We start from the raw sequence: 26,013 nt of genomic DNA, 5'->3' as shown, positions 1-26,013 counted from the left end.
CCTTAGCTGCGGGCCTGGCCGCGGAAGTCCTCGGCCGTGGCGCGGAGCGCCTGCGCCGGGGAGAGGGTGCCCTTGTAGGCCTGGAGGAGGTAGCCCGACAGCACGGTCGTGAGGATCTGCTGGTCCTGGCTCTGGAAGAGCGACGGGACCTCGTCGATGATCTCGCCGTAGACGTCGAAGAGCGCCTGGCCGCCGAAGTAGTCGTCGGTGATCGTCGCGAGCTCGGGGTCGTCGTAGACCGAGCGCAGCGTCGGCAGATAGCCGAGGTCGCGGTAGCGCTTCACCTGCTGGGCCGGATCGAGGTAGGCGGCGAGGACGAGCTCGACCGCGGCGTCGCTGTTGGCCTTGCCGGTGACCGCCGCGAAGCCGGTGCCGCCGCCCACGGCCGTGCGGCTGCCGCCGTTCGCGAAGCGGGGGAGCGTCTTCACCCGCCAGAGGCCGGCCTGCTCGGGCACGTTCGGCTTGATGCCGTAGCTCGAGTACCAGGTGGGCATGTCGACGCCGAGGATCGAGCCCTGCTTCAGGCCGCTCTGCATGCTCGGGCCGTAGTAGTCGGCGACCGTCGTGAAGAAGCCGGAGGCGAGTCCGTCGACCGCGAACTGCAGGGCCTCCTCGGCCTCCGGAGTGGCGAGGTCGAGGTTCCCGTCGCGGTCGAAGAGCTGTCCGCCGCACTGCATCAGCAGCAGCTGGTAGCCCTGCACGACCTGCGGCAGATCGCTTCCGACGGAGAGCGCGCCGAAGGACACGCCCTCCCGCGCGCTGATCCCGCCGCCGACACGGGCGAACTCCTCCCAGGTCTCGAGGTCGGTCGGCACGCCGAGGCGCGCGAACTCGTCCTCCCGGTAGTAGTAGACGGCGAGCGGAGTGTCGGAGTCGAGCGCGTAGAGGGCGCCGTCCTTGCTGAACGCGTCGACGCGGGCGGCGATCAGGTCGTCGCGGTAGGGGGCGGTCGCCTCGGTGAGGTCCACCAGCAGCTCAGGGGCGATCGAGCCGCGGAGCGTGCGGGCGAAGTTCGCGACCTCGATGCCGACGAGGTCCGGCGTGCCGGAGCCGGCGACGGCCTGCGCGATCAGCTTGGTGACGATGTCGGTCGCGCCGATCTTGGTGACATCGAGCGAGTAGGAGAAGTCGGTGCGTGCATCGGCGAGGGCGAGCGCCTCCGTGAAGAACGTCACGTAGCCGTCGTCGTGCGTCCAGAACGAGAGGTCGACGGCTCCGGACTCGACGGCCGCCTGCGGGCCGGTCGCGGCGCACGAAGCGAGCAGGGAGGCGAGGGCCGCCGAGCCGCCGGCGGCGGCGCCGAGACGGAGCAGCCCGCGGCGCGAGAGCGCGGGGGACAGTGGGTGCATGGAGGAGCTCCTTCGGAGAAGGGGGAGGGACGGGCCTGCGGGCGCGCCGGCGGGACCGCGCGGACGCGGCTCGTGCTGACCGCACGGACGGCGGTGGGAAGGGACGGGGAGAGAGCTGGAAGGGGGGGGGAGCCGAGGGCCGAGAGCCGGGACGGGGAGCTACGGGACGGGGAGCTACGGGACGGGGACGGGCGACGCCGGCGCCAGCGCCGCGCGCTCGGGGTTCGCGGGCCCGCTGGATGCGCGGACGATCAGCTGGGCGGGGACCGAGCGGTGCCGCTCGGTCGGCGCGTGGCCGTCCAGGGTGCGGATCATCCGGTGCATCGCGATGCGCGTGACCTCGGCGAAGTCCTGCTTGACCGTGGTGAGCGGCCGGTGCAGGAACTCCGAGATCGGGTCGTCGTCGAAGCCGACGACGCTGAGGTCCTCGGGGATGCGCAGGCCGGCGGCCTCGGCGGCGTGGATCGCCCCGACGGCCATCTGGTCGTTGGCGGCGAAGACGGCGGTGACATCGCGGCGGTGCAGGATCGACGCCATCGCCTCCGCCCCCGAGCGCGGGCTCCAGTCGCCGCTCAGCACGGGCGGCTCGGCGGCGTCGGCGTCGGCGAGGGCGGTCCGCCAGCCGTCGATGCGACGGCGGGTGGCCGACCAGGTGCCGGCGCCGGCGATGTGCCAGACCGTCTCATGGCCGAGGGCGAGGAGGTGCTCGGTGGCGCTGCGGGCGGCCCCGGCCTCATCGGTGCCCACGACGAGCTCCTCGGGGCGGTGCGCCTCGCTCGGGTGGTCGAAGCTGAGCACCGTGACGTCGGCGGGGATGGCGAGGCGCGGATGCCCGAAATCGACCGGCTCCGAGAGGATGATGCCGTCGACGCCCTGATCGACGAGGGCGTCGACCGCTTCCTGCAGCTCCGCGCCGCTGTTCTGCGCCGTGCGCACGACGCTGAGGGAGTAGCCGGCGGCACGGGAGGCCTGCTCGACGCCGTCGAGGATCGCGGACGGACCGTAGAGGGAGGTGCTCATCGTCACCATGCCGATCCGGCGGCTCCGCTGGGTGACCAGAGCTCGGGCGGCGGCGTTCGGCCGGAAGCCGAGGGTCCGGATCGCCGTGGCCACGCGCTCGCCGATCTCGGGGGAGACGTGCGCCTCCCCGTTGACGACGCGGGAGACCGTCTTCTGACTCACGCCGGCGGCGCGGGCCACGTCGGCCATCGAGACCCGGCGACCGCGGTCGTCCGGCTGCGGCACAGCCTTCGATGCGTCCACGTCGCAGCTCCTTCGCTCGTCCTCGGACCCGAGGTTGACAGCGCAGTCAACTGCGCGGTCCGACGAGTACAACACGGTTTGACTGCGCAGTCAATCGCGCCGTGGAAGGCCGTGCACGCTTCACCCGACGAGTGAGGGCGTATGCCTGCAGATCGACCAGCGCGCGCAGCGGGGAACCATGCTGATCGGGCAGCCCGCGGAGCGGGCGTATCGAGATCCACCCGCACCAGAAGGCGGGTCTGCAGACCACCCCGCTGAGGACGGTGGGTCTCGATACGCCGCCTGCGGCGGCTACTCGACCAGCATGCGAGGGGCATGCCGGCATGCGGCCGTCGAGCGAGGATGCATGTTGATCGAGTAGCTCGCGCAGCGGGCGTATCGAGATCCACCAGCGTCAGAAGACGGGTCTGCCCGCCGATCTCGCGGGTCAGCCGCCGAGGGTCACGCGGAGGATCTTCTCGCTGCTGTTGTTGGGGATGCTGTCCTTGTCGCCGGTGTTGGAGGTCGTCATCCAGAGGCCGCCCCGGCCGTCGGGCTCGACGGTGCGCAGGCGGCCGTAGGTGCCGACGAAGGCGGAGGTCGGGGTGGCCGGCGCGTCGCCGGTGATCGGGGCACGGTAGAGGCGGGTGCCGCGGAGGCAGGCGATGTAGAGGACGTCGCGGACAACCGTGAGGCCGGAGCAGGAGCCGGCGGAGGTCGGGTACGTCGCCTTCGGGGCGAGGAAGCCGGCGGTGCCGCAGCTGCCGGAGGTGCCCTCGCAGGCGGGCCAGCCGTAGTTGCCGCCGCGGACGATGAGGTTGGTCTCGTCCATGACGCTGTTGCCGAACTCCTGCTCCCACAGTCGGCCCTGCGAGTCGAACGCGAGTCCCTGCGGGTTCCGGTGTCCGTAGCTCCAGACGGCGTTGCCGAACGGATTGTCGGCCGGGATGCTGCCGTCGGGGTTGATCCGCAGGATCTTGCCGCTGAGCGAGTTCAGGTTCTGGGCGGTGGCGGTGTTCTGGCCGTCGCCGGTGCTGACGTAGAGCTTGCCGTCGGGGCCGAAGCGCAGGCGCCCGCCGTTGTGGTACTTGTTCCGCAGGATCCCGGAGGCGAGGACCTGCACCGTGCTCGTGTCGAGGCGGTCGCCGACGAGCTTCAGTCGGATCACCCGGTTGTCGGTGGGGGAGGTGTGCATCACGTACAGCCACTGGTCGGTGGTGAACGTCGGCGACACCGCGATGCCCAGCAGGCCGCCCTCGCCGTCCGTGCTCTGCACGTTCGGCACCGTCCCCAGGCTGGTCTTCACGCCCGTCGTGGGGTTCAGGCGGACGATGTCCTGCGCGTCGCGGCGGGAGTAGAGCACGGTCCCGTCGGGGACGGTGGTCAGCCCCCAGGGGATGTCGGTGTCGGTGGCGACCTGGGTGACTGTGCAGAACGCGGTGCTGCAGGCCCCGCCCGTGGTCACGGCGGCAGCGGCGCTGCGAGCGGAGGTGTTGCCCTGCGCGTCGACGGCCGCGACGGTGTACGAGTACGCGGTGTTCGCCGCGAGGCCGCTCTCGGTGAAGGTCGTGACGGGCGCCGTCGCGCCGCTGCCGGCGACCGTGCCGACCTGCGCGGAGCCGCGGAAGACGGTGTAGCTGCGGACCCCGACGTCGTCGGTGCTCGCGGTCCAGGTGAGGGTGACGGCCGTGCCGGACGCCCGCGCGGTGAGCCCGGTCGGGCTCGTCGGCGCCTGCGTGTCGGTGCTGCACTGGGGGATGGTCACCGCGACGGTGGCGCTGGCCTGTGAGACGTTGCCGGCGGCGTCGCGGGCGTTCACGTAGAGGCCCCACTGCGCGCCCGGCACCACGTCGAGGCCGGTGGACAGGACGTTCCCGGCGACGGACTTCATGAACTGGCCGTCGTGGTACACGTCGTACCCCGCCACTCCGACGGCGTCCGTGGACGCGTTCCAGGAGAAGATCGCCGTGCGGCAGGCGAGGTTCGTCACCCGCGGGCTCCCCGGCGCGGACGGGGCCGTGGTGTCCGCGACGGCCGCGCTGGTCCGCCACTGCTGCCAGTCGCCGCCGGCGCAGGCCGCGATCTGCACGGACGAGCGGTTCGCCGTCTTGCGGTCCTTCACGCTCAGGCAGAGGCCCGAGGCGACGGCGCGGATCGTGCCGTCGCTCTCGACTCGCCAGCGCTGTCCGTCTCCGCCGACGCAGTCCGAGATCTGCACGTCGGCGCCTGCCGTCCTCGCGCGGTTGCGCACCTCCAGGCACTTCGCGCCGCCGTAGACGGTGATCTCGCCGGTCGTGGCGATCGTCCACTTCTGGTTGGCGCCGCTGTTGCAGTCGTAGAGGACGACGATCGTCCGGTTCGCGGTCGACCCGTTCGGCACGTCCAGGCAGCGCTTCGACGCGACCCCGATGATCGGGCCGACCACGGGAGCTGCCGCTGCTGCCGCTGCGGCCGCCGCCTGCGCCGGAGCGGGCGCCGCCTGGGCGGGAGCGCCCGAGACGATGAGCGCGACGGCCAGCACGGCGACGGCGAGACTGCGGGGGACAGCGGATCGGCGGACAGTGGATCGCATCAGCGGGTTCCTCCAAAGACGGAGCGATCGCGCGCCTGCACGGCTCGCCCAGTGCCGACCATGGCACTCGAGGCGATCCGCGACAACGGGTCCCGGCCGTCATCTCGCGCCGTCCCTACCCCCCGAACGAGCGAGACCCGTCACCCCACGACCGGAGACCGCGGTCCTCCGCCAGCGGCCAGGGCGCCGGTCGCAGACGACTCGTCATCAGCCTCCGCGAGAGCTTCAACAGTCCGTCGGCAGCAAAGGGACATGCGCATCGGCGGGTCGACCGAGCCCTCTCGAGCGATCGCTGTCCTCTCGCCGGCACGAGCTGCGAGTGCGCAGCGCACGACAGCGGTTCGCGGCACAGCGCCTAGGACGAGCACGAGCGGAGAACATGACGGGGTGAGAACACCATCACCGCGTCGCTCAGGCGGCTCGCTGCGCGCGGGCACAGGCGATCTGTCAGAACGCTCGGGGTCTCGTCGTGTCGGGGCTGCCCCGTGAGTGGCAGAGCGAAGCGTTTCTGCGCGTTCATCGGCCTCGCCTCTGCCGTCGCCGGTGCACTCCTCGGCTACATGCTGCGCGGTTTCCAGCCGCCCTCAGTGGTCGACGACCAGTTCTGGCGCGATGCTCTGACCGGTCCGCCGATCGCGGGCCTGTTCGCCGTCGTCGCCGCGGCGATCGCCTTCTTCCCGGCGTACCGCTCCACCGCCATCGCCCGCGCGAACGCCGCACGCGAGCAATGGTGGAAGCGGGCGGAGTGGGCGCTGGGTCTCGCCGGTTCGGACGACCTGACGGACCGTGAGGTCGCCAACGATGCGCTCCACGCGTTGCTCGACGAAGCGACCGCGACGGAGGGCCGGATGATCATTCGCACGATCCAGAACCTGCAGAGCAGAGCGAGCATGGACACGCTGCCCGAGGCGACGGAAAATGGAAGACGGAGGTGGTTCCCGTGGTCGAGGTGATCAGGCGAGCGAACAGCCTGCAGCGTCGGATCGCTGCGGGACAGGCAGATCCGATCAGCGACCGCGAGCGTGAGCAGCTCGAGGAGCTGCGCCAGACGTTCATCCGCCGCTTCGGGAAAGAGCCAGACGCCCGGCCGACCAGGAAGACGGCCTGACGGCTCCCGGTCAGCCGGCCCGGCTCAGCCAGAAGTCGACCGTGTCCGGGGAGGGGCGATCGGTGACGCGGACGACGTCGACGAACTCCAGGACGGTGTCGGGAGATTTCTGGAACGTGGGCCAGCGCTCCTCGCCGGGGGTGTCCGGCTCGTCGCCTGCGACGAACGCGAGCCACCTCCGCACCGTGGTAGGCGCCGAAGCGGTCCAGGCCGCGGTCGGGTCGGGTGCGGGTGGAGGAGTAGACGCGGACGGGACCCTGCCCCGGTGCGCCCGCCACGGCCGCCCGATCGGTGTCGAGCGCGAGGGCCGTGAGGGGGCTCGATCGGGTCCGCCCGACAGGAGGACACGCACAAGAGGGACGACGAGATCCGATGACCGATGAGGCACGGGTCGACCAGAGCAGGAGCGACGAGACGGAGAGCGACGAGCAGATGCACGACGAGGCGCTCCTCCGGGGCGACGGCGGGCTCGAGCGGCTGTGGACGGGCGCCGTCTGGAGCGAGGGGCCGCTGTGGATCCCGGCCGAGGGGGGCCTGCGCTGGAGCGACGTCCCGAACGACCGCATCCTGCAGTGGGACAGCGCGACCGGGGAGACCTCGGTGCACCGCGAGGGCGTGGAGTTCACCAACGGCCGGCTCCTCGACGCCGACGGGAGCGTCGTGCAGTGCTCGCACGGGCTGCGCCGACTGGAGCGCGAGCGGCCGGACGGCACGGTCGAGGAGCTCGTCTCGAGCTGGGACGGCGGCCGGCTGAACTCGCCCAACGACGTCGCGGTCGCGCCCGACGGCTCCTACTGGTTCACCGATCCGGACTACGGCATCCGGCAGCCGGCCGAGGGGCACCCGGGCGAGCGCGAGTACGAGAAGCGCTGGGTCTTCCGCTGGAGCGCCGAGGACGGCCTCACGCCGGTCGTCACCGACATCGTGCAGCCGAACGGCATCGCCTTCTCACCGGACGGCGCGACCGTCTACGTGACCGACACCGCGATGAGCCTCGAGGACGGCCCCGGACACTGGATCCGCGCCTACGACGTCGTCGACCGCGGCGCCGGCGCCCGCGACGGCCGCCTCTTCGCGGTGATCGAGCACGGCCTGCCCGACGGGATCGCCGTCGACGAGCGCGGCCGGGTGTGGTCCTCCGCCGGAGACGGCGTGCACGTCTTCGCCCCGGACGGCGCCGAGCTGCTGTTCGTGCCCGTGCCGGAGGTGGTGGCGAACGTCTGCTTCGGCGGACCGGACGGCACCGACCTCTTCATCGCCGCCACCACCAGCCTCTACCGGCTGCGGACGCGCAGCCGGGCCGCGGGGGCCTTCCCGGCGTAGTGCGAAGCACCCCGCCTCCCGGGGACCGCGGCCGCAGGGCGCTCCGGAGAGCTCGGCCGCGCTCCGAAGCGCAGGACTCATCGGCTGAGCCGCCCCCACTCCTCGTCCGTGATCGCGAGCACGGAGCCGTGGCTGGCACCGGGCGGCAGCGCGAAGTCCTCGGCGAGCGTCCACGCGTCCGTGTCGAGCGCGGCACCGACGAACGGCAGGTAGCGGCGCAGGCCGAATTCGTCGATGAGCAGGACGACCGGTCCGCCATCGGCCGCGGGCACGACGATCGGGCCCTCGCCGTGCGCGACGCCCGGCCGGTCGGCGGTCCCGGCGCCGACGCGGTCCTGCACGAGCTCCCACTCGGTGGCGCGCAGATCCCGCGAGCGCTCCACCGTGATGAACTTCGCCGCGGGCGTGTCCGAGGCGGGGCTGCGCTCGTCCTTGACGAACCGGTACCACCACTCGCCCTCGCGCACGACGGTGGCGTCGATCACCGAGTGGCCGGGGTCGCTCCAGACCACGGGCTCGGACCACTGCCGGAAGTCGCGGGTGGTCGCGGCGAGCATCCGGTTGTAGGAGTCGCCGCGCTCGGCGCCGTCGCCGTGCAGCTGGGAGGCCCAGAACACGAGGTACTCGCCGCGCTCGGCGTCGAAGACGGCCTCGGGCGCCCAGGCGTTGCCGGCCGCGGACGGAGCGACGAGCTCCAGGCGCGGCTCGCCCCAGGTCACCAGGTCCGCGGACTCCCAGACGACGATGCCGCGGCTGCCGTGCCGCTGCTCCGCGTCCCAGAACTCCCGGGTGTCCTGCCCGTGCGCCCGCATGTCCGTGCCGAGGAGGTAGAAGGCCGCCGTCTCGCCGGGCAGGCCGGCGGCGCGTAGGAGGAACGGATCGCGCACCCCGCCGCGTCCGCCGGTCCAGCGCAGCACGGGCTCGCCGCCGCGGAGCGCCTCCCAGTGCAGCGGGTCGTCGGCGACGCTCCGCGCGAAGCGCACCTGCTCGCCGTCCGGGTCGTTCTGCGAGGTGAAGTAGGAGAAGAGGTAGCGGGTCATCCCTTCACACTGCCCTGCACGAGTCCGGAGACGATGTGCCGCTGCATCGCGATGAAGAACACCAGCATCGGCAGCAGGACGATCACGCTGAGGGTCATGAACACCGGCCAGTTGGTGGTGAACTGCCCGACCGCCGAGTAGACCTGCAGCACCAGCGTCTGCTTCGCGGGGCTGGAGAGGAAGACGTTCGGCGTGATGAAGTCGTTCCACACCCACATCGTCTGGAAGACGCCGACGGTGACCAGGATCGGGCGGATCAGCGGCAGGATCAGCGACCAGTAGATCCGGAACGAGCCGGCGCCGTCGATCCGGGCGGCTTCGATGATCTCGGTGGGCACCGTCCTCATGTAGCCGAGGATCAGGAAGTAGCAGAAGATCGCGCCCGCGCTGTAGAGCACGATCAACCCGTTGAGGTCGTCGACGAGCCGGAAGGTCGTCAGCATCCGGTAAAGGGGGATCAGCGTCGCCTGCCCCGGGACGAGGAAGGCGATGACGAGGATCACGCCGAAGACGACGGCCACACGTCCGCGGGCGATGATCATCCCGAAGGCGGCGAGCGAGCCGATCAGCAGCATCAGCGCGATCGAGAGGACGGTCACGTAGAGCGTGTTGCCGAAGCTCTGCAACAGGGGCGTGGTCTGGAAGACAGTGACGTAGTTGTCCAGATTCAGCGTCGACGGGAGGGCGAGCGGGGCGTTCGCGGTCTCGGTCTGCGTCTTGAAGGTGTTGACGACGATGTAGTAGAACGGCACGGCCATCAGCGCCGCGATCGGCAGCATGACCGCCGTCAGCAGCAGGCGGCTACGCTGCAGCAGGGGGTTGCGGGTGCTCATGAGTACCTCCTCTCGAGGCGGCGCGAGGCGGCCAGTTGGACGACGACGACGAGGGCTACGACGATCAGGAACAGGACGGCCAGCGCGGACGCCTGGCCGACACGCGACTGCGCGATGCCGCTCTCGATCAGCGACTGGGTGAGCGTGCGGGTCGAGAAGCCTGGTCCGCCGCTGGTGAGGGTGAAGGGCAGGTCGTAGACCTTCAGCCCGTTCGTCATCAGCAGCAGCTGGCTCACCGAGATCGCCGGGACGAGCATCGGCAGGGTGATGGAGCGGAAGGTCTGCCAGCCGGTCGCGCCGTCGATCCGGGCGACCTCGTAGTAGTCCTGCGGGTGGCCTGCAGGTAGGCGAGGTAGAGGATCGCGTGCCAGCCGGTCTGCGCCCAGATCGCCACGGCGATGACCGAGATCTGCGCGAGCGTCGAGTCCGAGAGCCAGCCGATCGGCGCGATGCCGGCGATTCCGTCGAGGGCCGAGTTGAGCACTCCCGAGCCGAGCGGGCTGAGGATGAAGCCCCAGACGAGACCGAGGATCGCCACGGACGGCACCGCCGGGAAGAAGAAGACGCTGCGGACGATGTTCCGGCCGAGGAAGCGGCGGTTGAGCACGAGCGCGAGCGGGATCGCGAAGGCGGTGACGAGCACCGTCGTCGCGAGTGCGTAGCTGAGGGTGAAGACCAGCGCCTGCAGCATCGAGGGGTCGCGGAAGATCGACGCGTAGTTGTCGAGGCCGATGAAGCTCGGCTCGGAGTAGCCGTCGAAGTCGGTCAGGCTGAACCAGAGCGACTGCCCCATCGGGATGACGTAGAGCACGACGAAGACGATCGCGATCGGCACGAGGAAGAGGCCGCCGGCGAAGCTCTCCCGGAAGCGGGCACCGCGGGCGCCCGGGAGGTCGGCGATCGCGCGGGCGGCGAGCGGTTCCGTGGGGGCGGTCCCGCTCCGGCTTAGCGGAGTGGTGAGTGCCATCGTCGGCACGTCCTTTCAGAGGGGGGCGGCGGGGGGGGGGGGGGGGGGCGCCCGCGGGGGGGGGGCCCCCCGCCGCGGGGTCAGCGCGGCAGGATCAGCGCAGGGAGGGTCAGCGCAGGGAGGGTCAGCGCAGGGAGGCGAGCTTCGTGTCCATCGCCTGCGCGACCTCCTCGGGGGAGAGCTGACCCTGGATCAGCTGCTGCAGGAGCGCCGTCACCTCGGTGCCCAGCGCGGCGTTGTTGTCGATCCAGGAGACCTGGGGGAGGTAGAACTGCCCGTCGCGGACGGCGGGGGCCATCGTGTCCAGGGCGGGGTCGAGGGTGGGAGTGAAGTCCTTCGTGGTCGTGATCGAGGCGGTCGCCTTCTGGTACTGCTCGATGCCCTCCGTCGAGAGGAGGTAGGAGACGAGCTTCGCGGCGGCCTCCTGGTGGGTCGACTTCGCGTTGATCGCGTAGCCGGGCGAGACGGCGCCGGCCCAGTACGAGGCGGAGTCGCCGGGGACCGGCATGAAGGCGATGTCCAGATCCGGAGCGGTCGTGCGGACCGTCCCGAGACCCCAGGAGCCGGTGGTGGTCATCGCGACCTTGCCGGTGGCGAACTCCTGGGTGACGGCGTCCCCGGTCAGGCCGACGACCGTGGGAGGCTCGACCCCGGACTCGAAGAGCTCGCTCCACTGCGTCAGCGGCTCGGTCCAGGTGTCGGCGAAGGTCGTCTTCCCGGACCAGATGTCGGCGTCCATGGTGCCGCCGAGCTTCTCGTTCTGAAGGCCCAGGAGGGCTGCCAGGCTGATCGGAAGCTGGTCGCCGGCCTCGTAGAACGGCGTGATCCCCGCATCCTTCAGCTTCTGACAGAGGTCGAGGAACTCCTCCCAGGTCGCCGGGGGAGCGGTGAAGCCGACCTGCTCGAGCAGCGCCGCGTTGTAGAGGATGCCGCCGCCCCAGGAGGCCGGCGCGGCGCCGTAGAGGGCGTCGTCGCGGGAGTAGGTCTGCTTCGCCGCGTCGGCGAGCTGCTCGGCGAACGGCTGGTCGGCGAGGTCGGCGACGAAGCCGCCGTCCATCAGCTGCGTCTTGTTCTCGGCCGTGATGATGAAGACGTCGGTGCCGGTGTTCGAGCCGAGCTGCGTCTGCAGCTTCGAGATGTACTCCGCGACGGGCGGCGCGTACGACATCTGCACGTCGATGTCCGGGTTCGCCTTCTCGAAGGCGGTGATGATCGGCTCCATGGTCGCGGCGTTGTCCCAGGAGAGGAAGCTGACGGAGTTCGCGTCGCCCGACCCGGCGCCGGAGCAGCCGGTCAGTGCGAGCGCGGTCGCGGCGACCACGCCGAGGCCTGCGAGCAGCCGGCGGGGGCCCGGACGGTGCGCGGGGAGGGACGGACGGCCGGCGGCGCGGACGGAGGATGAAAGCGGCATTGCTTCTCTTTCTCGCAGGGGTGGATCGAGGCGGGGGTGGAGAGGGGTTCGAAGGGGCGTCTCTCAGGCGGAGACGCCGAGCGTAGCGACGCGGGTCGACCCCGGGACGATCTCGGGGATCGTGCCGTCGGGGGAGTGGCGGAAGGTGTCGAGGGCGATCTCGCGCCGGTAGCCGTTGCCGCCGGGGATCGCGAAGCGGTGGTAGGCGATCACCCACTCGTCGGCGCTGACGCGGAGGACCGAGTGGTGCCCCGTCGCGAGGACTCCGCGGCCGGCGTCCTTCTGCAGCAGCACGCCGCGATCCGTCCACGGCCCGCGCACCGAGGGCGACGTCGCGTAGCGGACGCGGTAGTCGGCCTCGCGGGTGTCGTTCTCCGACCAGGACAGCACGTAGACGTCGCCGGCCCGGTGCAGCGAGGGAGCCTCGCGGAAGCCGGTCGGCGTCCAGGCCGTCTCCGTCGCAGGGTCGAACGACACCATGTCGTCGTTCAGCACGACCAGGTGCGCGACGGAGTTGCCCCAGAGCAGGTAGGCGGTGCCGTCGTCGTCGACGAAGACCGATGGGTCGATCGCGACCCCGGCGTACGCGCCGCGGGCCACGAGCGGCCGGCCGGAGTCGACGAAGGGTCCGGCCGGACTCGCGGAGACGGCCACTCCGATGCTGTCGTCGGCCGTGAAGTAGAGGTAGTAGCGCCCGTCCCGGCCGACGACCGCGGGGGCCCAGGCGTGCCCCTCGGCCCAGTCCGTGCCGCGGGCGACGGAGAAGATCTCGCCCTCGGCCCGCCAGGTCACCAGGTCCTCGGAGGAGAAGGCCTCGAACGCCGTGGCGGACCAGCCGTCCGTGCCGTCGGTCGTGGGGTAGAGGTAGAACCGGCCGTCGAGCGACACCAGGGAGGGATCGGCGTAGTGGCCCGGGATGGCGGGGCTTCCGGCCGTCCTCGTCGTCGTCTCGGTCGTCATCGGCCGCACTCGCTTCCTCGGCGCCCTCGCCGAACTTGTATCGATACACAAATCATCGAGCGGCGGCGCGATGCTGTCAAGAGTGGATTTGTATCGATATCGTTTCCCGTGCCGACCACTCGACCGGCGACGACCAGGAGGTGCTCGATGGCGACCATCCGAGACGTGGCGACGGCGGCGGGGGTCTCGCCGATGACGGTCTCGAACGTGATCAACAACCACCCGCACGTCAAGGCGACGACGCGCGAGAAGGTCGTCCGGGCGATGGACGAGCTCGACTACCGGATTAATGTGGCCGCCCGGAACCTGCGCGCGGGGCGGACTTACACCATCGGACTGGCGGTCGCCGAGATCGACCGACCCTACTGGGGCCAGCTCGCCGCGCGCATCATCGCCGAGGCCCGCGTGCACGGTCTCTCCGTGGCCATCGAGCAGACCGGAGCCCGTCGCGAGAGCGAGATCGACGCCCTCCGTGCCTCGCGGAACCGGATGTACGACGGCCTGATCCTCAGTACCGTCGGCCTCGGCGCCGCCGACGTCGACAAGCTCCGGGTCGACTACCCGGTGGTCATCCTGGGGGAGCGGATCTTCGACGGCCCGGTCGACCACGTCGCGATGGCGAACGTCGACGGCGGCGCGCTGGCCACTCGGCACCTGCTCGAGCAGGGCTGCCGGCGGATCGCGATCCTCGACGAGCGCACCGACGGCGAGCCCAGCGCCGCCAGCCTGCGGTATCGGGGCTACGCCGACGCGCTGGCCGCAGCCGGGACCGAGGCGGACCCGGCGCTCTTCCTCCCGGTCACCGCCTTCACCCTCGCGGCCGGGCGCGACGCCGTCTCCCGCGCGTTGGCGCAGGGCGCCGACTTCGACGGCCTCTTCTGCGTGACAGACACCCTCGCTCTCGGCGCGCTGCGGGGGCTCGCGGACGCGGAAGTCGCCGTCCCGGATCGGGTGAAGGTGATCGGCTTCGACGACCTCGAGGAGAGCGGCTTCTCCGTTCCGTCGCTGTCGACGATCGACCCCGACCACGCGGCGATGGCTCGGGCCGCCGTCGAGCTGCTGGTCAGCCGGATCGACGCCGGTCGCGCCGGCGGCGCCGCCCCCGTCGAGTTCGTCAGCACCGTGCACGTCGTCGAGCGCGAGTCGAGCCGCGCGGCCCCGCCCGCGCGCCCCTAGGCCGAGCCGGGTGTACCGGTCCCGGGAGGCGCCTCGACGATTCGCGGGAACTCGGAACCAGGGCCTACGAGCGCGTCGACGGAGAAGTGGATGTCGAAGACGACCGCTGGGCCGACGTCATGCGGAGGCACTCGAGCCCGGGGGCTTCCTCACGAGGGCGGTGATCTCTTCTGGGGAGATCACCCGGTCGGCGAGCTCCTCGCGAGCTCGGTCCTGCAGCCCTCGCATCTTCTCGGCACACATGTCGTGCGCCATCCGGTTCATCGCCACCCGAAGGAACTCGGACCGGTTGCCGTGACCGAAGTGGTCGACGAGGGCCTGCAGTTCGGCCTGGTCCTCGTCCGCGATCACGGCACTCTCAGCTCGTGCAGGGGATCCCTGCTCGCCGCCCGCTGAGCGGGGAGCAGAGCGGCGACGACGGAGACCACGATCGCCAGAGCGCCCGTGGCGACCAGGAAGTCGACGCCGGGGAGCGGGTCGCCGCCGGCCACCAGGAGCACGGCGGAACCCGCCGTCCCCAGCAGAGCGCCGACCGTCGCGACGAGGAGGACCTGACAGACGACGAGCAGGACGATGAGGCCTCTCGTGGCGCCGAGAGCCCTTCGGCGTCCGAAGTCCTTGCGTCGCATCAGGACGAGACCGTACTGCGTCGCACCGACCAGGACGGCGCCGGCGCCGGCGATGAGACCGACGAGATCTCGCCCGAAGCCCCCGAGAGTGCCCTCGAGAACGGCGCGCAGGTCCGCGTACCGAGCGCTCGTGGTCACGGTGACGCCCTGCGGGTCCGTCGGAGCCAGAAGGGAGCCGATCGCTCGCGTCAGCGGGCGGATCATCTCGGGATCCGAAGCGATGACGATCACGTAGCCCACACTCCCGGTCGAGGACGGAGGCATCGGGACCAGGACGGACGGGCCGAGGAAGGACAGGTACTCGGACGAGGTGAAGGTCCCGACGACGTCTACCCCGGCGCCACTGCCGGTCGAGACCGAGCCGGTCTCCTCGGCGAAGCCCAGAGCCGCGAGCGCGTCCTCGGACGCCCACGCCGATCCGCGGGGGAAGCGCGCCGACTCGATGCCCAGCTCTGCGAAGTCGGAGGACCACACCGATCGAAGAGCGACCTTCCTCCCCTCCGCGATCCGGGAGTTGCCGACGTCACTGGCGTCCGAGAACGCGGCCGCCCACTGCACTCCGGAGAGTCGGGAGATCCTCTCGAGTGCGTCCGACGACAGGCCCGCCTGCGCCTCTCCGCGGACCAGGATGGACCGCGTCCCCGCCGAGTCCACCGTCGCGAGAACGCTCTGCTCCGCTCCCACGGTCCGTCCGGTCGTCAGAACGATCCCGGCGCACATCGCCACCACCATCACCAGGGTGAGGAGGGAGGTCACCGGTTGCGCGAGCGAGGAGGCGAGGGCCTCCCGGAGCACGGGCAGGACGAATCTGCGTTTCACAGGCGGATCCTCCGATCGCAGGAGGCGACGACCGTCTCGTCGTGAGTGACCACGATCACCGAGGATCCCGAGCGGGCGCGCTCTCGCAGTGCGTCGACGACCGCCGCCGCGGAGCCCGGATCGAGATTCCCCGTCGGCTCGTCCGCGAGGAGGATCGTCGGATCGTTGATGAGTGCCCGGCACAGTGCTATCCGCTGCGCCTGGCCGCCGGAGACCTGGTGGGGTCTCGCCGAGGCGCGCAGGGCGACCCCGAAGCGCTCCATCAGCCCGTGCGCCGCGAGTTCCACTGCCGAGTTCCTGCACCCGCGATAGAGAGCCGTCTCGACGATGTTGTCGAGGACCGTTCTCGTGGGATCCAGAGCGGCGTCCTGAAAGACGAACCCGATGTTCTCGGCTCGGTACTCCGACCTCGATCGATCGCTCATGCCACTCACATCGACGCCGTCGATCCGGACTCGTCCCGATTCCGGAGTCGCCATGAGGCCCAGGATGTAGAGCAGGGTCGACTTGCCCCTCCCCGACGAGCCGGTGATCGCGACCATCTCGGAGTGCGTCACGGCAGCACTGAAGTCGGTCAGTATCCGAGGACCTCGTCGATAGCGGAAGCCGATGCTCTCAGCAGTGATCATCGGGGTGCGGCGTCATCGCCGTAGACGCGCACTTCCACGCCCTCCACGAGACCGGTCACGACCGAGACGCCCTTCGCGGCAGCGACGACCTCGACACGATGCCTCTCGCCGGCCGAATCGGTCACTTCGAGATCCCCGTTCACGTCGGTCCGGATGCTCGCGGTCGGGACGGTCAGACCGGATGTCTCGGGTGTCGTCGTGAGGAGGACGGGGAGGAGGGTGTCCTGCGTCACATCGAGATCCGCGCACTCCTCGCCGCAGATGACCTCGCCGTCCACGCCGGCGAGCGCTATCGACACCCCGACCTCGGGTTTCACCTCCTGGACCGCCGTCACCGCCCGCCAGGGTCCGTCCGGTCCGGTGATCTCCGCCGCGACTCCCACGCCGATCTGGGCGGCCTGCGCCGCTGTCGCCGTGACGGAGAAGGTCGGAGTCTTCGGCAGCGTCCTCGCGACGACCTCGCCGCCCGAGACCACTGCTCCTCGAGCGATAAGGGTCTCGTCGACGACCAGCCGGGTCGGAACCTCGGGCACGAAGACCAGATCGCCCCGTCGGACGACGCCGTCCACCGGAAATCCTGCGGCCTTCTGCCACTCCTTGATCGCGGCCGCGGTCCGACGCCCGGGTGCACCGTCCGCAGCGCCGCGGTAGAACCCGAGGTCGCCCAGCAGCTCCTGCAGCTGCTCCACGTCCTCGCCCTCGCTCGTCCCGTCGATGTCCCGGAACGCGGGGATCACGCCGCGCGCGAGAACCACGGGCCGAAGGTCCACGGTGTAGAGCTCCTCGCCCTGGTCGGCGACGTCGCCGGGCACATGACTCACCGTCGTCACCGTGCCCTGCGCCGAATTGGTCCCCGCGGGGGACTGGGTCCAGTGGGCGGTCGCCACCAGGTTCACCGCCGCGCCGACAGCACCGGCGCGAGCGACAGCGGTCGTGTAGTCGGTCCCCGCCACGACCTCCTCCGCGGGCGCGAAGATCACCGCTCCGGCCCAGACACCCGCCGCGGCGGCCAGCACCACCAGGCAGGAGGCGAGAGCCGCGACGGGGGAGAGAAGACCTCTCCGAGGCGATCGATCGGCTTTCACCAGCACAGTCCTTTCACCAGCACGGTCCTTTCACCAGCAGAGGCCTTTCGCACGGAGATCGGTCGGAGGACGACTGTCACCCTCCGACCGACCACGCCTGATCAGCGATTGCTGATCGAGGGCGAGAGCTCTCTTACTGGTAGCAACTCGCGCCCGAGCTGTTCAGGCTGGCCGTGCCGTTCGTTCCCACACTCCAACTCGAAACGCCGCGGAACGCCGACTGGGAGAACGTGCTGTGCGTGCCCGGCGAGTTCTCGGACGAACTGAAGTCCTGGCCGTAGGTTCGGCCATCGGTCGACGTGTACCCGTGAAGAATTCCGCCGTCCCCGTCGTTCGACGTCGAATAGACCGCCGTGATTCCTACCGTCCGGATGCCGCCGCACGAGTAGGACGCAGCGCTGGCCGCCGTTGGGACCACCAGTGTCACCGCGATTCCGCCTACCAGAGCCAGTGCCGCTGCAGGAAGCAGTCTTTTCATTGTGTTCTCCATTCTGTTGGTGCCACGACATGCGTGACGGTGGTGGAGGCGGTCGCAGTGTTCAAGCGTGTGGAGCAGCGAGGCGCTCATCACTCCCCGAAGTAGCCCGGAGGCGTTTGCGGGCAGTCCCTATTGAAGGTCAGCCACTGCGTCTTGCCGGTCGGCTCGTAGCTGAGGTAGGGACTCCATGCGTCTCGCGAGTTGATGGTGTCGCGGAAGGTCTCATAGGTGGGCGCCTCCGGCACGTCGATGTCGTGACTCTTCAAGCACTCGATGAGGTCGTGTGCGTAGTAGTGGTAGAGGTACTCGTACTGCGCTTCGGTCGGTGGCGTGTCGAATCTCGGATCCATCGGGTACTGCGCTCTGCACGCGAACAGGGCGATGTCGTGAGTCTGCGTCTGCTCCGTGGGGAAGGAGCCGTAGTCGAGTCCGCCGTCCGGACCAGCCTTGGTCTCCGGAAAGCCGACTGAGACCATGCAGTCCGCGATCGCCGACGTCGACTCCACGGGGTTCACGGTGCGGATCACGTCGACCTCGGGTCGGACAGCGTCCGGATACTTGACTGCCAGCTCAGCCCAGTCTTGATCCTGCTTCTCGGCCAGTGCGCGCTCCACCTCAGCAGCCGGGAGCGGAGCGACAGTGGGCTTCGGCGGCGCGGCGTCTCCCGCTGTGCACCCGGAGAGCGAAGCTGCGATGGTGACGATCGAGACGACGGCGACAGCCCTCGTCGCCGATGATCGCAGCGAGTTCTCAGTACGGATCCTCATGTGTCTGCCTCCACTGAAGGACCATACTGGTCTGGTCGGCATCGCTGCCTGACTGGCGCGAGACACAGCCGACCTCGTCGCGGTCCGAACCCGATCGCGTCAGGAGACCGTTAGGTTTCCGGATAGGCAGCCGGGAATGCGGTAGAGATGCCCCTGGGCTCGCGGCGACGCGGGGCGCCGACGGCGGAGACGCCGCAGCACGCTCGACGCTCCGAGACCCGTCCCCTTCCGGAACCCTTGATGATCGGACCATCATGTCGACGACGACGACGACCCCCACCAGCCTCCGCCGCTCCATCTCCAACACGTTGAAGGGCTCCGCGGGCAATCTCGTCGAGTGGTTCGACGTCTACGTCTACTCCGTCTTCGCCGTCTACTTCGAGTCGCAGTTCTTCGCTCCCGGCGAGAAGAACTCGACCCTCTACATCTGGGCGATCTTCGCGGTCACCTTCCTCATGCGGCCGATCGGGTCCTGGTTCTTCGGCCGCTTCGCCGACAGGCACGGGCGCCGCCTCGCGCTGACCGTCTCGGTCTCCGTGATGGCCGCCTGCTCCCTCCTCGTCGCGTTCGCGCCGACGGCCGAGTCGATCGGCGGGGGAGCGGTGGTCCTCCTGGTGCTCGCGCGCCTGCTGCAGGGCTTCGCCACCGGCGGGGAGTACGGAACGAGCGCCACCTACATGTCGGAGGCGGCGATCCCCGGTCGGCGCGGCTTCCTCTCGTCGTTCCACTACGTCACCCTCGTGGGCGGCCACGTCCTCGCTCAGCTGACGCTGCTGGTCATGGTGCTGACCCTGCCCGACGAGGCGATCTCGGCCTGGGGCTGGCGGGTGGCCTTCGGCATCGGCGGCGTCGCCGCGGTCGTCGTGTTCTGGCTCCGCCGCAGCATGGACGAATCGCTGGCGACGACCCGGATCGACGCCGTCAGAGCAGGGGAGTCCCGCCGGAGCGGCTCGATGCGGGAGCTCCTCGTCCACCAGTGGCGGCCGCTGCTGCTCTGCTTCGCGGTGACGATGGGCGGCACGGTCGCCTTCTACACCTACTCGGTGACCGGTCCGAGCATCATCAAGAGCGCGTTCGCCGGAGACGACGTCGTCACGGGCACCGTCATCAACCTCATCGCCCTGACGACGCTGATGCTCCTGCAGCCGCTCGGCGGCTGGCTCTCGGACCTCATCGGCCGGAAGACCCTCCTGGTCTTCTTCGGGATCGGCGGAGTGCTCTACACCTGGTTCCTCCTCACCGCCCTGCCGCAGCAGACCGCCCCGCTCGCCGCCTTCGCGATCCTGGTCGGCGGCTTCGTGATCCTCACCGGCTACACCTCCATCAACGCCGTCGTGAAGGCGCAGCTGTTCCCCACGCACGTCCGCGCCCTCGGGCTCGGCTTCGGCTACGCGCTCGCCAACTCGGTCTTCGGCGGCACCGCGCCGCTGCTCTACGCCGGCGCGCTCGGCGCCGACCAGGTGCCGGCCTTCATCGGCTACGCGACCGCCGTGATCGCCGTCTCCCTGGTGGTCTACGCGGTGTTCCTCCGCAACACCGGGCCGAACTGGCTCGACGACGAGGCCGCGATGCGGCTGCGGGAGGAGTCCCGCGGTGCGGAGTCAGCGCGCTCGCGCTCGTGAGCTCGCCTCGGAGCTGGCTGGTCCAGCAGCAGGGCGGATCTCCTCGGCACGGACGCCCGCAGACCTGAGCGGGCGGGAGTCCGTCACCCCTCGGATCGCGTCGTATTGCCCGCTCGTCCCGCGCCCCATGCCGCGCCGAGCCCGAAGAGCGTGTCCACGCCGTAGTGCTCCATCGCGGCGGAGATGCGGCGGCGGCCGGTGCGGGGGTTGATGCCGAGGCGGTTGGAGGCGCTGTCGAGGGTGTTGCCCTGCTGCATCAGGCGCAGGAGCGGCAGCCAGGAGTGCTCGCCGCTGCCCAGCGGGTCCGCGCGCTGCCAGAGCTCGTCGAAGTAGGCGCGGACGATGTTCGCGAGGCCCGCGTGGCGGACTCCGAGCACGCTCGTCGGGGTCGCCTCGCCCCAGACGAAGGGGAGCGCGATGTGGTCGCCGTCGACCCAGAACCAGCCCGGCGGCCGGTCGAGCGAGCGGTACTCGAGCCCGACACGTCCGTAGACGGCCATCCGCTCGAGCACTCGCGGGTCGGCGGCCGCGGACGAGGGGACGATGATGCGCACCGTGTCCCTCTCCTGCAGGGCGTCACCGAAGCGGACGGCCCGGTCGATCGGCGCCGTCATCAGCCGGTCGATGCTGGCGAACACCGCGACCAGGGAGCCCGACGGGGTCCCGACGAGCTCCCACAGCAGGTCCTCCGCGGCGTAGGGTCCGTGGCGCAGCACCGTGGGCACCAGGTCGGCGGCCGCCTCGCCGGTCGACCAGGCGCGGAGCACGGTGGGCAGGTTCTCCAGGATCTTCTCGATGCCGGACATGGCGTCCTCGGCCGCGACCCGGACCCGGCGGGTGTGCACCGAGACGGCCTCGTTCGCCCAGTCCGCGGGCGGGGGATAGGCCAGCAGATCGCCCGCGCCGCCGATGAGCCCCCGGTCGCGGAGCCGCTGCACGGCCGCCGCGACCTGCGCGGGCTCGAGGTGAGTCGCGAGCACCGCGTCCTCGAGCGTCGCGGGCCGCCCGCGCAGCAGGATGCCCAGCAGGGTCTCGTCGTCCATGACTCCCTCTCGGTGACGAACAGTCCGTCTCGGCACGAGAGTGCCGGGACGAGGACTCGCCCACAAGGTGCTCCGGAAGCCGCTCGGACCTGGTAGGGCTGCGGGTCAGCGGGGACGGTCGGCGGCGGCGTCCCGCGTCAGGCGCTGCGGGTCGTCCGCTGGAGCAGGTGGCGCGCGACGTCGACGGCGAGCCCGCGGTCGTGAGTGAGCACGAAGTCGTAGAGCCCGGCCGCGTGCCGAGCCGGGTCGACCTCCCGCGCGACGAGGGTCGCGGCGAAGTCGGCGGTCAGGACGACGACGTCCCACTCCGCCGCGAGCGGCTCGTCCTCGTCGATCTCCTGCACCCGGATCGCGGGGGAGAGGGAGTCCGGCGCTCCCGCCGCGAAGGCGAAGACCAGAGCGCACTCCTCCGCCAGCGCGGCGTAGCGGTCGGCGGTGCGCGGCGTGAGGTTCGACCCCTGCTGGAAGGTCGAGAGGAGGATCGCGGAGTCGCCGCTCGCTCGCGCACGCGCCTCGAGGAAGTGGCTCATCTGCAGGAGCAGATCGCGGGAGGAGCGGCGGCTGGGCAGCACGGAGGCCACGATCTCGAAGGGCGTCCCCGCGCCCGCCTCGTCCGCCGTGGGCTCGACGACGTGCCGGAGGAGCGAGGCGGAGGGCGCCGCCGGGACGACCGGGGACGGCCGGCCGAGGAGCCAGCCCTGCCCGTGCGTCGCGCCGATCGCCCGCGCGGTGAGCAGATGCTCCTCGGTCTCGATGCCCTCCGCCACGACGACCACGTCGCGCGCCGCCGTCAGCGTGTTCACGGTGCTCATGATCCGGGCGGCGTCGGTGTCCGCGTGCCCCTGGATGATGCGCATGTCGATCTTGATCACGTCGGGATCGATCAGCGGCAGCAGAGCGAGGGACGCGGGGTCGGTCCCGAGATCGTCGATGGCGATCGCGTGGCCGGCCCGGCGCGCCTCCTCGATCACCGCGAGCAGGCCGCCGGGCGAGGCCAGGAGGGCGCGCTCGGTGACCTCCAGGACGATCGGCGCGGGGGAGGCGACCTGCTCGAGGAGGCCCCCGCGCAGCGACTCCGCCTCCACGTTCACGAAGAGCGCGTGCGGAGTCGTGAGACCCGCCGCGGTCGCGGAGCCGAAGGCGCTCCGCCAGCAGGCGCCGTCGAACTCGGCGATCCGGCCGTCGGCCTGCGCCGCCTCGAGGAGCTCGAACGGGAACGCGTCCCCGCCGGCCCCCCGGACCCGCGTCAGCGCCTCGTACGCCGCCGGCCGACGGGTGGCGAGGTCGACGATCGGCTGGAAGACGGTCGTCAGGACGGGGGAGTGCACGGCCGCGATTCTACGGGCGGGACGGCGGGTCGCCTCCGGCGCACGGCCTCGCCGACCGGCCCCTTCCGAGGGCGGCCGAGGACTCGCTGCGTCCCCGGCACCGGAGAGAGCCGGGAGCCTGGAGGAGCGTCAGCGACGGGAGCGGCCGAGCGCCTCCTGCAGGAGGGGCCGAAGGGCGTCGCCGTCGACGCCGCGCACGACCGGGACGCCGGCGACGTCGTCGACGTCGGGCGCCGCTCCGGGACGGGCCGGTGCGACCCTTCGCAGGGCGATCGCGGTGACGGCGTCCGGGTGGCGGCGGGCGAAGTCGCTGTAGAGCTGCGGGTCGTGCTCGCCGTCGTCGCCGACGAGGACCCAGGAGAGGTGGGGGAGGTCCTCGCGCAGGCGGGCGAGGCAGTCCCGCTTGTGCTCCTCGCCGTCGCGGAACCACCGCCGCGGGCTCGTGCCCCAGTCGGTCATCAGGACCGGTCCGGCGGGGAAGCCGCGCCGGGCGAGGAACCGCGAGACGACGCCCGCCAGATTCCACGGCCCGTTGCTCACGTAGACGACGGCGGTCCCGTCCTGCCCGGCGATCGCCTCCTGCAGCAGCTCCGCCATCCCCGGCACCGACCGCCGGGTGGCGCTCGTCGTCGAGAAGGTCCGCCAGGCCGCGCGCGCCGGATGCGAGATCCCAGTCACCCACACGGTGTCGTCCACGTCGCAGACCACCCCGCGGGCGGGCTCCGAGGTGACCACGTGCACCGTCACCGGAACGGGAGCACGCCCTGCGACCTGCAGCAGGGCCTCCGCCGGCCCGGGCTCGAGACCGTCGGGAACGGCGAAGCGCGCGTCGACGATCCCCGCGTCGTCGCTCGTCCCCGTGGCGCTCGCGCCCGCGAACTCGATCCGCACCGGCACTCCGGGGCTCTCGAGGGTGAGCAGGCGGTGCCAGGCGCGCAGTCCCCGCCGTGCGGACGGCTCCACCGCGGCCGGGGCGAGGACGACCCGCGCCAGGACCCGCGCCGTTCCCGCGCTCGCGTAGCCGGAGAAGGGGAGCAGCGCGGGGGACCAGCCCTGCTTCCGGGCCCGAGCGGAGAGACGACCGCGCAGCCCGGTCTCGGCGCGGTTCGCGACGGAGAGCGAGACGCTGCCGAGGCGGCGGAGGACACGGGGCGGAGTGGGCATGGGGCACGCTACCCCGGGCCCCGCTCGAGCGCGAGGAGAGCCGACCGCTCGGCCGGCCGGGGCCCTCCAGGACCGCCGATGTCGGTGGTCGTTCGTAGCCTGCTGAGCAGGCTCGATCATCCGGTCGAGGCCTTCTCCCGACCGTGAGGACTTCTCCAGCTCGTGGGCACACTGCTCTACGGATCCCCGCCCGTCCCCTTCCAGTTCGACGATCGCGCGCTCGTCCACCTCCAGGCGGTGATCCTCGCGAAGCTCCGTCGCGGCGAGGGCTTCTGCTTCCAGCTCCCGATCGGCGCGGCACTCGGCCACGGCCGCCGCACGCTGTGGATGCACCCGTCGACCGCTCTGGCCTTCACCCTCCGCGGCACCGCCGAGGTCGCCCCGAACCCGCTCTGGCTGCGCGCCCTGATGGCGGAGGCGAACAGCAGCCGAGGCCTGAGCGTGCTGCCGGAGCCGCCGGTGGGCGCGCCCGCGCCCTGATCGCATGGGGCGGTCACCCGCGCTCTCCATGCGCGCTTTCACCGCTGCCTGGCCCGAGCCGGGAATCGGGCAACAGGCTGTTGCCCGATTGCCGTGGGGTCATGTCACCGTGCCGCTCGACCGGCTCGACGAACGCGCAGCACGCGACTGGTGCGCGGAAGCAACGGTGGACCGTGGCGGGTCGCCCAACATGCGCTCCCGCCCGCTCATTGCGCAGACATCCGATAATGCACATTATGTCAGTTTGTTCGCACACACTCCGCTCGACGGGCTCCGAGGTGTCGTTGCACACGAGCCTCGGAACCCGCCGGAGTCCCGCCGGCTAGGCGCCGGGTGCGAGGCCGAGCTGCGTGAGGATGCCGAGCTCGTCGCTGCTTCCCCAGCGCTCGGCGAGCTTGCCGTCGACGAAGGTGCTGATCTGCATGCCGCGGATCTTCACGGACTTGCCCGTCGGCGCGTGGCCCTGGAACACACCGGTCTGCGTGCCGGTCAGTGTGTAGGCGAACGCGACGCTGTCGTCGTCCGCGACGAGCTTCTCGACCTCGAGTGCCATGTCGGGGAACGCGGTCCGCAGGTCGCCGAAGAACGCGGCGTATCCCTCCGGGCCGGGTGCCTGGCCGGGCGCCGGGTCGTGATCGACCGAGTCGGGCGCGACGAGTGCGTCGAACGCGGCGAAGTCGCCGGCGTTGACCGCCTCGCCGAAGGCCTGCTGGGAGGCGATGTTCTGCTCGCGAGTCATGTGCTGTCACCTGTTCTGCACCGGTCCGGTGCCTCGAGGAGTGGTGCGGGTCGTCAGCGACGGTACGCAAGCCCGTCGAGGGCGGTACAGGGCTTGCGCGCTCCCCCGGGCGTTTCCCAATGCCGCTTAGCGTAATCGAGATTATGTCAGTTTTTACGTCGAGCGCGCTTGATCCTCATCGGAGGTCAGCGCTCCCAGCGCGTCTGGTTGCGCGATCCGAGTTCAGAGTGCTGTCAGAGCGGCGTCAGAACGCCTGCTTGTCGTACCCCTCCGAAGCGGTGTTCATCGGATCTTCCCATTGGAGGCCGGCGGCGGCCGCGTGGGCCAAGCTCTCGAGGCCGGTGCCGAAGTAGCAGTACCCATGGGTCGTCTCGATCTGCTGGTGCGGCAGCATCACCACGAGTCGCCAGTTGAACAGCATTTTCCAGACCTCGATCGTGAAGGTCTTCGTCTCCTGCAGCCGGAAGCCGTTCTCCGTCCGCACGATCCTCTGCCCCGCGACGTCAGCCTCGGAGCGCAGCTGCTGCTCGAGGTGGTCGAGCGCCTCGGCTCGGGTGCGCAGCATCGCCTTCTGATCCACCATTCCAGTGTCCCGATAGCCGCCCCGTCACCGGGCATTTCATCGGGCGGGTCTTACGGGATACTGCCGCCCGCGCCCGCGCGCGATGCTGTCAGTTTTCGAGGTCCTCTGCACGAGTCTTCGAGGTCCTCTGCACAACACTCTGCTGCGTCAGTTGATCCCGAGGGCCTGTTGCAGCTCGGGCCCGAGGGTGAGGTCGTTGTCGGGATCCGGGACGACTGTCCCGACCTGCACCTCGTAATAGGCCTGCCAGGGATTGAGGAGCGACGCCGGTACCGAGTCGTACGTTTCGAGGAAGAGGACGTACCTGCTGTCGATGTCGAGATTGGGGTCTGGCTCGGCAACGTTGGTGTTCAGCTTGACCTCGATCAGGTCGCCCGGCGCGTACAGCGACTTCGCGTCGGCGAGGACCTTGATCGACACAACTCGGTAGTCGAAACCTTGAATGGCTTCTCTGCGGTCCGAGAGGACGTCGCCCACCACCACGGCATGGGAGCTCTCGGCCATCTCGGTGTCCGAGGAGTACGCAGGGTAATCGCCGTCCGAGCCTGCTGGAGCGCAGCCGCTCGGTGCCATCACTGCCACCGCTGCGACCAGCGCCAGTCCCAACCGACGCGCTCGCTGAGGTGAGGTCCGATCCATGAAGTGACCCTTCTCAGTGTCCGACGC

The 26,013-nt window shown here is 70.7% G+C and carries 27 protein-coding genes; 6 read left to right on the top strand and 21 right to left on the bottom strand.

Annotated elements, in window-relative coordinates; translation table 11 throughout:
- Window positions 1–2 precede the first annotated feature (2 nt).
- From MT353_RS10575 to MT353_RS10565, 3 genes are all read right to left on the bottom strand, one after another.
- Complete coding sequence (locus MT353_RS10575) at window positions 3–1,349, bottom strand: ABC transporter substrate-binding protein (protein ID WP_243624363.1); 1,347 nt, start codon at window positions 1,347–1,349, stop codon at window positions 3–5.
- A 174-nt stretch (window positions 1,350–1,523) separates the two neighbouring features.
- The gene (locus tag MT353_RS10570) at window positions 1,524–2,612 is read right to left on the bottom strand and encodes a LacI family DNA-binding transcriptional regulator (protein WP_243624362.1); all 1,089 of its coding nucleotides are present in this window, start codon (window positions 2,610–2,612) and stop codon (window positions 1,524–1,526) included.
- Window positions 2,613–3,039: 427 nt separating this feature from the next.
- Window positions 3,040–5,163, bottom strand: coding sequence for a PQQ-dependent sugar dehydrogenase (locus MT353_RS10565; protein ID WP_243624361.1), 2,124 nt, complete (start codon window positions 5,161–5,163; stop codon window positions 3,040–3,042).
- A gap of 587 nt (window positions 5,164–5,750) precedes the next feature.
- Between MT353_RS10565 and MT353_RS10560 the strand changes: the two genes are divergently transcribed.
- Window positions 5,751–6,116, top strand: coding sequence for a hypothetical protein (locus tag MT353_RS10560; RefSeq protein ID WP_243624360.1), 366 nt, complete (start codon window positions 5,751–5,753; stop codon window positions 6,114–6,116).
- On the top strand, window positions 6,104–6,271 hold the full coding sequence (locus MT353_RS10555; protein WP_243624359.1) for a hypothetical protein: 168 nt from the start codon (window positions 6,104–6,106) through the stop codon (window positions 6,269–6,271). Before MT353_RS10560 ends, MT353_RS10555 begins: the two co-directional genes overlap by 13 nt.
- A gap of 10 nt (window positions 6,272–6,281) precedes the next feature.
- Here MT353_RS10555 and MT353_RS10550 read toward each other — a convergent pair whose 3' ends face one another.
- Window positions 6,282–6,455 carry a hypothetical protein gene (locus tag MT353_RS10550; protein ID WP_243624358.1) on the bottom strand — a complete coding sequence of 58 codons (174 nt, stop codon included), beginning with the start codon at window positions 6,453–6,455 and terminating at the stop codon, window positions 6,282–6,284.
- Between the two features lie 188 nt (window positions 6,456–6,643).
- Here MT353_RS10550 and MT353_RS10545 point away from each other — a divergent pair, with 188 nt between their 5' ends.
- Window positions 6,644–7,594, top strand: a complete 951-nt coding sequence (locus MT353_RS10545) for an SMP-30/gluconolactonase/LRE family protein (RefSeq protein ID WP_308197520.1) — start codon at window positions 6,644–6,646, stop codon at window positions 7,592–7,594.
- A 77-nt stretch (window positions 7,595–7,671) separates the two neighbouring features.
- Here MT353_RS10545 and MT353_RS10540 read toward each other — a convergent pair whose 3' ends face one another.
- The 6 genes from MT353_RS10540 to MT353_RS10515 form a co-directional block, all read right to left on the bottom strand.
- A complete protein-coding gene (locus tag MT353_RS10540) occupies window positions 7,672–8,634 on the bottom strand; it encodes a glycoside hydrolase family 43 protein (RefSeq protein ID WP_243624357.1) in 963 nt (320 codons plus the stop codon).
- Window positions 8,631–9,467, bottom strand: a complete 837-nt coding sequence (locus tag MT353_RS10535; protein ID WP_166649648.1) for a carbohydrate ABC transporter permease — start codon at window positions 9,465–9,467, stop codon at window positions 8,631–8,633. The genes MT353_RS10540 and MT353_RS10535 overlap by 4 nt, the downstream gene beginning before the upstream one ends.
- Window positions 9,464–9,772, bottom strand: coding sequence for a carbohydrate ABC transporter permease (locus MT353_RS10530; RefSeq protein WP_243624697.1), 309 nt, complete (start codon window positions 9,770–9,772; stop codon window positions 9,464–9,466). The genes MT353_RS10535 and MT353_RS10530 overlap by 4 nt, the downstream gene beginning before the upstream one ends.
- The gene (locus tag MT353_RS21965; RefSeq protein WP_243624356.1) at window positions 9,700–10,434 is read right to left on the bottom strand and encodes a carbohydrate ABC transporter permease; all 735 of its coding nucleotides are present in this window, start codon (window positions 10,432–10,434) and stop codon (window positions 9,700–9,702) included. The genes MT353_RS10530 and MT353_RS21965 overlap by 73 nt, the downstream gene beginning before the upstream one ends.
- Window positions 10,435–10,558: 124 nt before the next feature.
- A complete protein-coding gene (locus MT353_RS10520) occupies window positions 10,559–11,845 on the bottom strand; it encodes an ABC transporter substrate-binding protein (protein ID WP_243624355.1) in 1,287 nt (428 codons plus the stop codon).
- A 63-nt stretch (window positions 11,846–11,908) separates the two neighbouring features.
- Window positions 11,909–12,805: a family 43 glycosylhydrolase gene (locus MT353_RS10515; protein WP_243624354.1), complete on the bottom strand. Its 897-nt coding sequence runs from the start codon at window positions 12,803–12,805 to the stop codon at window positions 11,909–11,911.
- 147 nt (window positions 12,806–12,952) lie between these two features.
- On the opposite strand from MT353_RS10515, the gene MT353_RS10510 reads away from it, so the two are divergent.
- Entirely contained in the window at window positions 12,953–13,981 is a 1,029-nt protein-coding gene (locus tag MT353_RS10510) for a LacI family DNA-binding transcriptional regulator (RefSeq protein ID WP_123446493.1), read from the top strand.
- Between the two features lie 117 nt (window positions 13,982–14,098).
- Here MT353_RS10510 and MT353_RS10505 read toward each other — a convergent pair whose 3' ends face one another.
- The 5 genes from MT353_RS10505 to MT353_RS10485 form a co-directional block, all read right to left on the bottom strand.
- Window positions 14,099–14,332 carry a hypothetical protein gene (locus tag MT353_RS10505; protein WP_243624353.1) on the bottom strand — a complete coding sequence of 78 codons (234 nt, stop codon included), beginning with the start codon at window positions 14,330–14,332 and terminating at the stop codon, window positions 14,099–14,101.
- Complete coding sequence (locus MT353_RS10500; RefSeq protein WP_243624352.1) at window positions 14,329–15,429, bottom strand: ABC transporter permease; 1,101 nt, start codon at window positions 15,427–15,429, stop codon at window positions 14,329–14,331. The genes MT353_RS10505 and MT353_RS10500 overlap by 4 nt, the downstream gene beginning before the upstream one ends.
- Window positions 15,426–16,058 (bottom strand): ABC transporter ATP-binding protein, encoded by a 633-nt coding sequence (locus tag MT353_RS10495; RefSeq protein ID WP_279400666.1) that lies wholly within the window; start codon window positions 16,056–16,058, stop codon window positions 15,426–15,428. Before MT353_RS10495 ends, MT353_RS10500 begins: the two co-directional genes overlap by 4 nt.
- On the bottom strand, window positions 16,055–17,143 hold the full coding sequence (locus MT353_RS10490) for a peptidoglycan-binding protein (protein WP_243624350.1): 1,089 nt from the start codon (window positions 17,141–17,143) through the stop codon (window positions 16,055–16,057). The genes MT353_RS10495 and MT353_RS10490 overlap by 4 nt, the downstream gene beginning before the upstream one ends.
- A 567-nt stretch (window positions 17,144–17,710) precedes the next feature.
- On the bottom strand, window positions 17,711–18,388 hold the full coding sequence (locus MT353_RS10485) for a hypothetical protein (RefSeq protein ID WP_243624349.1): 678 nt from the start codon (window positions 18,386–18,388) through the stop codon (window positions 17,711–17,713).
- 254 nt (window positions 18,389–18,642) lie between these two features.
- Between MT353_RS10485 and MT353_RS10480 the strand changes: the two genes are divergently transcribed.
- Entirely contained in the window at window positions 18,643–20,010 is a 1,368-nt protein-coding gene (locus MT353_RS10480; RefSeq protein ID WP_243624348.1) for an MFS transporter, read from the top strand.
- 83 nt (window positions 20,011–20,093) lie between these two features.
- On the opposite strand, the gene MT353_RS10475 is transcribed toward MT353_RS10480, so the two are convergent.
- From MT353_RS10475 to MT353_RS10465, 3 genes are all read right to left on the bottom strand, one after another.
- Entirely contained in the window at window positions 20,094–21,053 is a 960-nt protein-coding gene (locus MT353_RS10475; protein ID WP_243624347.1) for a hypothetical protein, read from the bottom strand.
- A gap of 137 nt (window positions 21,054–21,190) precedes the next feature.
- Window positions 21,191–22,381 carry an EAL domain-containing protein gene (locus tag MT353_RS10470; protein WP_243600196.1) on the bottom strand — a complete coding sequence of 397 codons (1,191 nt, stop codon included), beginning with the start codon at window positions 22,379–22,381 and terminating at the stop codon, window positions 21,191–21,193.
- Between the two features lie 129 nt (window positions 22,382–22,510).
- A complete protein-coding gene (locus tag MT353_RS10465) occupies window positions 22,511–23,545 on the bottom strand; it encodes an App1 family protein (RefSeq protein WP_243600195.1) in 1,035 nt (344 codons plus the stop codon).
- A gap of 162 nt (window positions 23,546–23,707) precedes the next feature.
- Here MT353_RS10465 and MT353_RS10460 point away from each other — a divergent pair, with 162 nt between their 5' ends.
- Entirely contained in the window at window positions 23,708–24,025 is a 318-nt protein-coding gene (locus MT353_RS10460) for an ATP-dependent DNA ligase (RefSeq protein WP_243600194.1), read from the top strand.
- A 322-nt stretch (window positions 24,026–24,347) separates the two neighbouring features.
- Here MT353_RS10460 and MT353_RS10455 read toward each other — a convergent pair whose 3' ends face one another.
- The 3 genes from MT353_RS10455 to MT353_RS10445 all read right to left on the bottom strand — a co-directional run bounded on the left by MT353_RS10455 (window position 24,348) and on the right by MT353_RS10445 (window position 25,986).
- Complete coding sequence (locus MT353_RS10455; protein WP_056045707.1) at window positions 24,348–24,764, bottom strand: ester cyclase; 417 nt, start codon at window positions 24,762–24,764, stop codon at window positions 24,348–24,350.
- Window positions 24,765–25,008: 244 nt separating this feature from the next.
- On the bottom strand, window positions 25,009–25,344 hold the full coding sequence (locus MT353_RS10450) for a hypothetical protein (RefSeq protein ID WP_243624346.1): 336 nt from the start codon (window positions 25,342–25,344) through the stop codon (window positions 25,009–25,011).
- Window positions 25,345–25,494: 150 nt separating this feature from the next.
- Entirely contained in the window at window positions 25,495–25,986 is a 492-nt protein-coding gene (locus MT353_RS10445; protein ID WP_243624345.1) for a hypothetical protein, read from the bottom strand.
- Window positions 25,987–26,013 lie beyond the last annotated feature (27 nt).

Origin of the sequence: Rathayibacter sp. VKM Ac-2927 (genome assembly GCF_022815525.1) — a bacterium.
In the GTDB taxonomy this organism is placed as follows: domain Bacteria; phylum Actinomycetota; class Actinomycetes; order Actinomycetales; family Microbacteriaceae; genus Rathayibacter; species Rathayibacter festucae.
The sequence above is the reverse complement of the archived record's forward strand: the minus strand, read 5'-3'. Positions and strand labels throughout refer to the sequence as shown.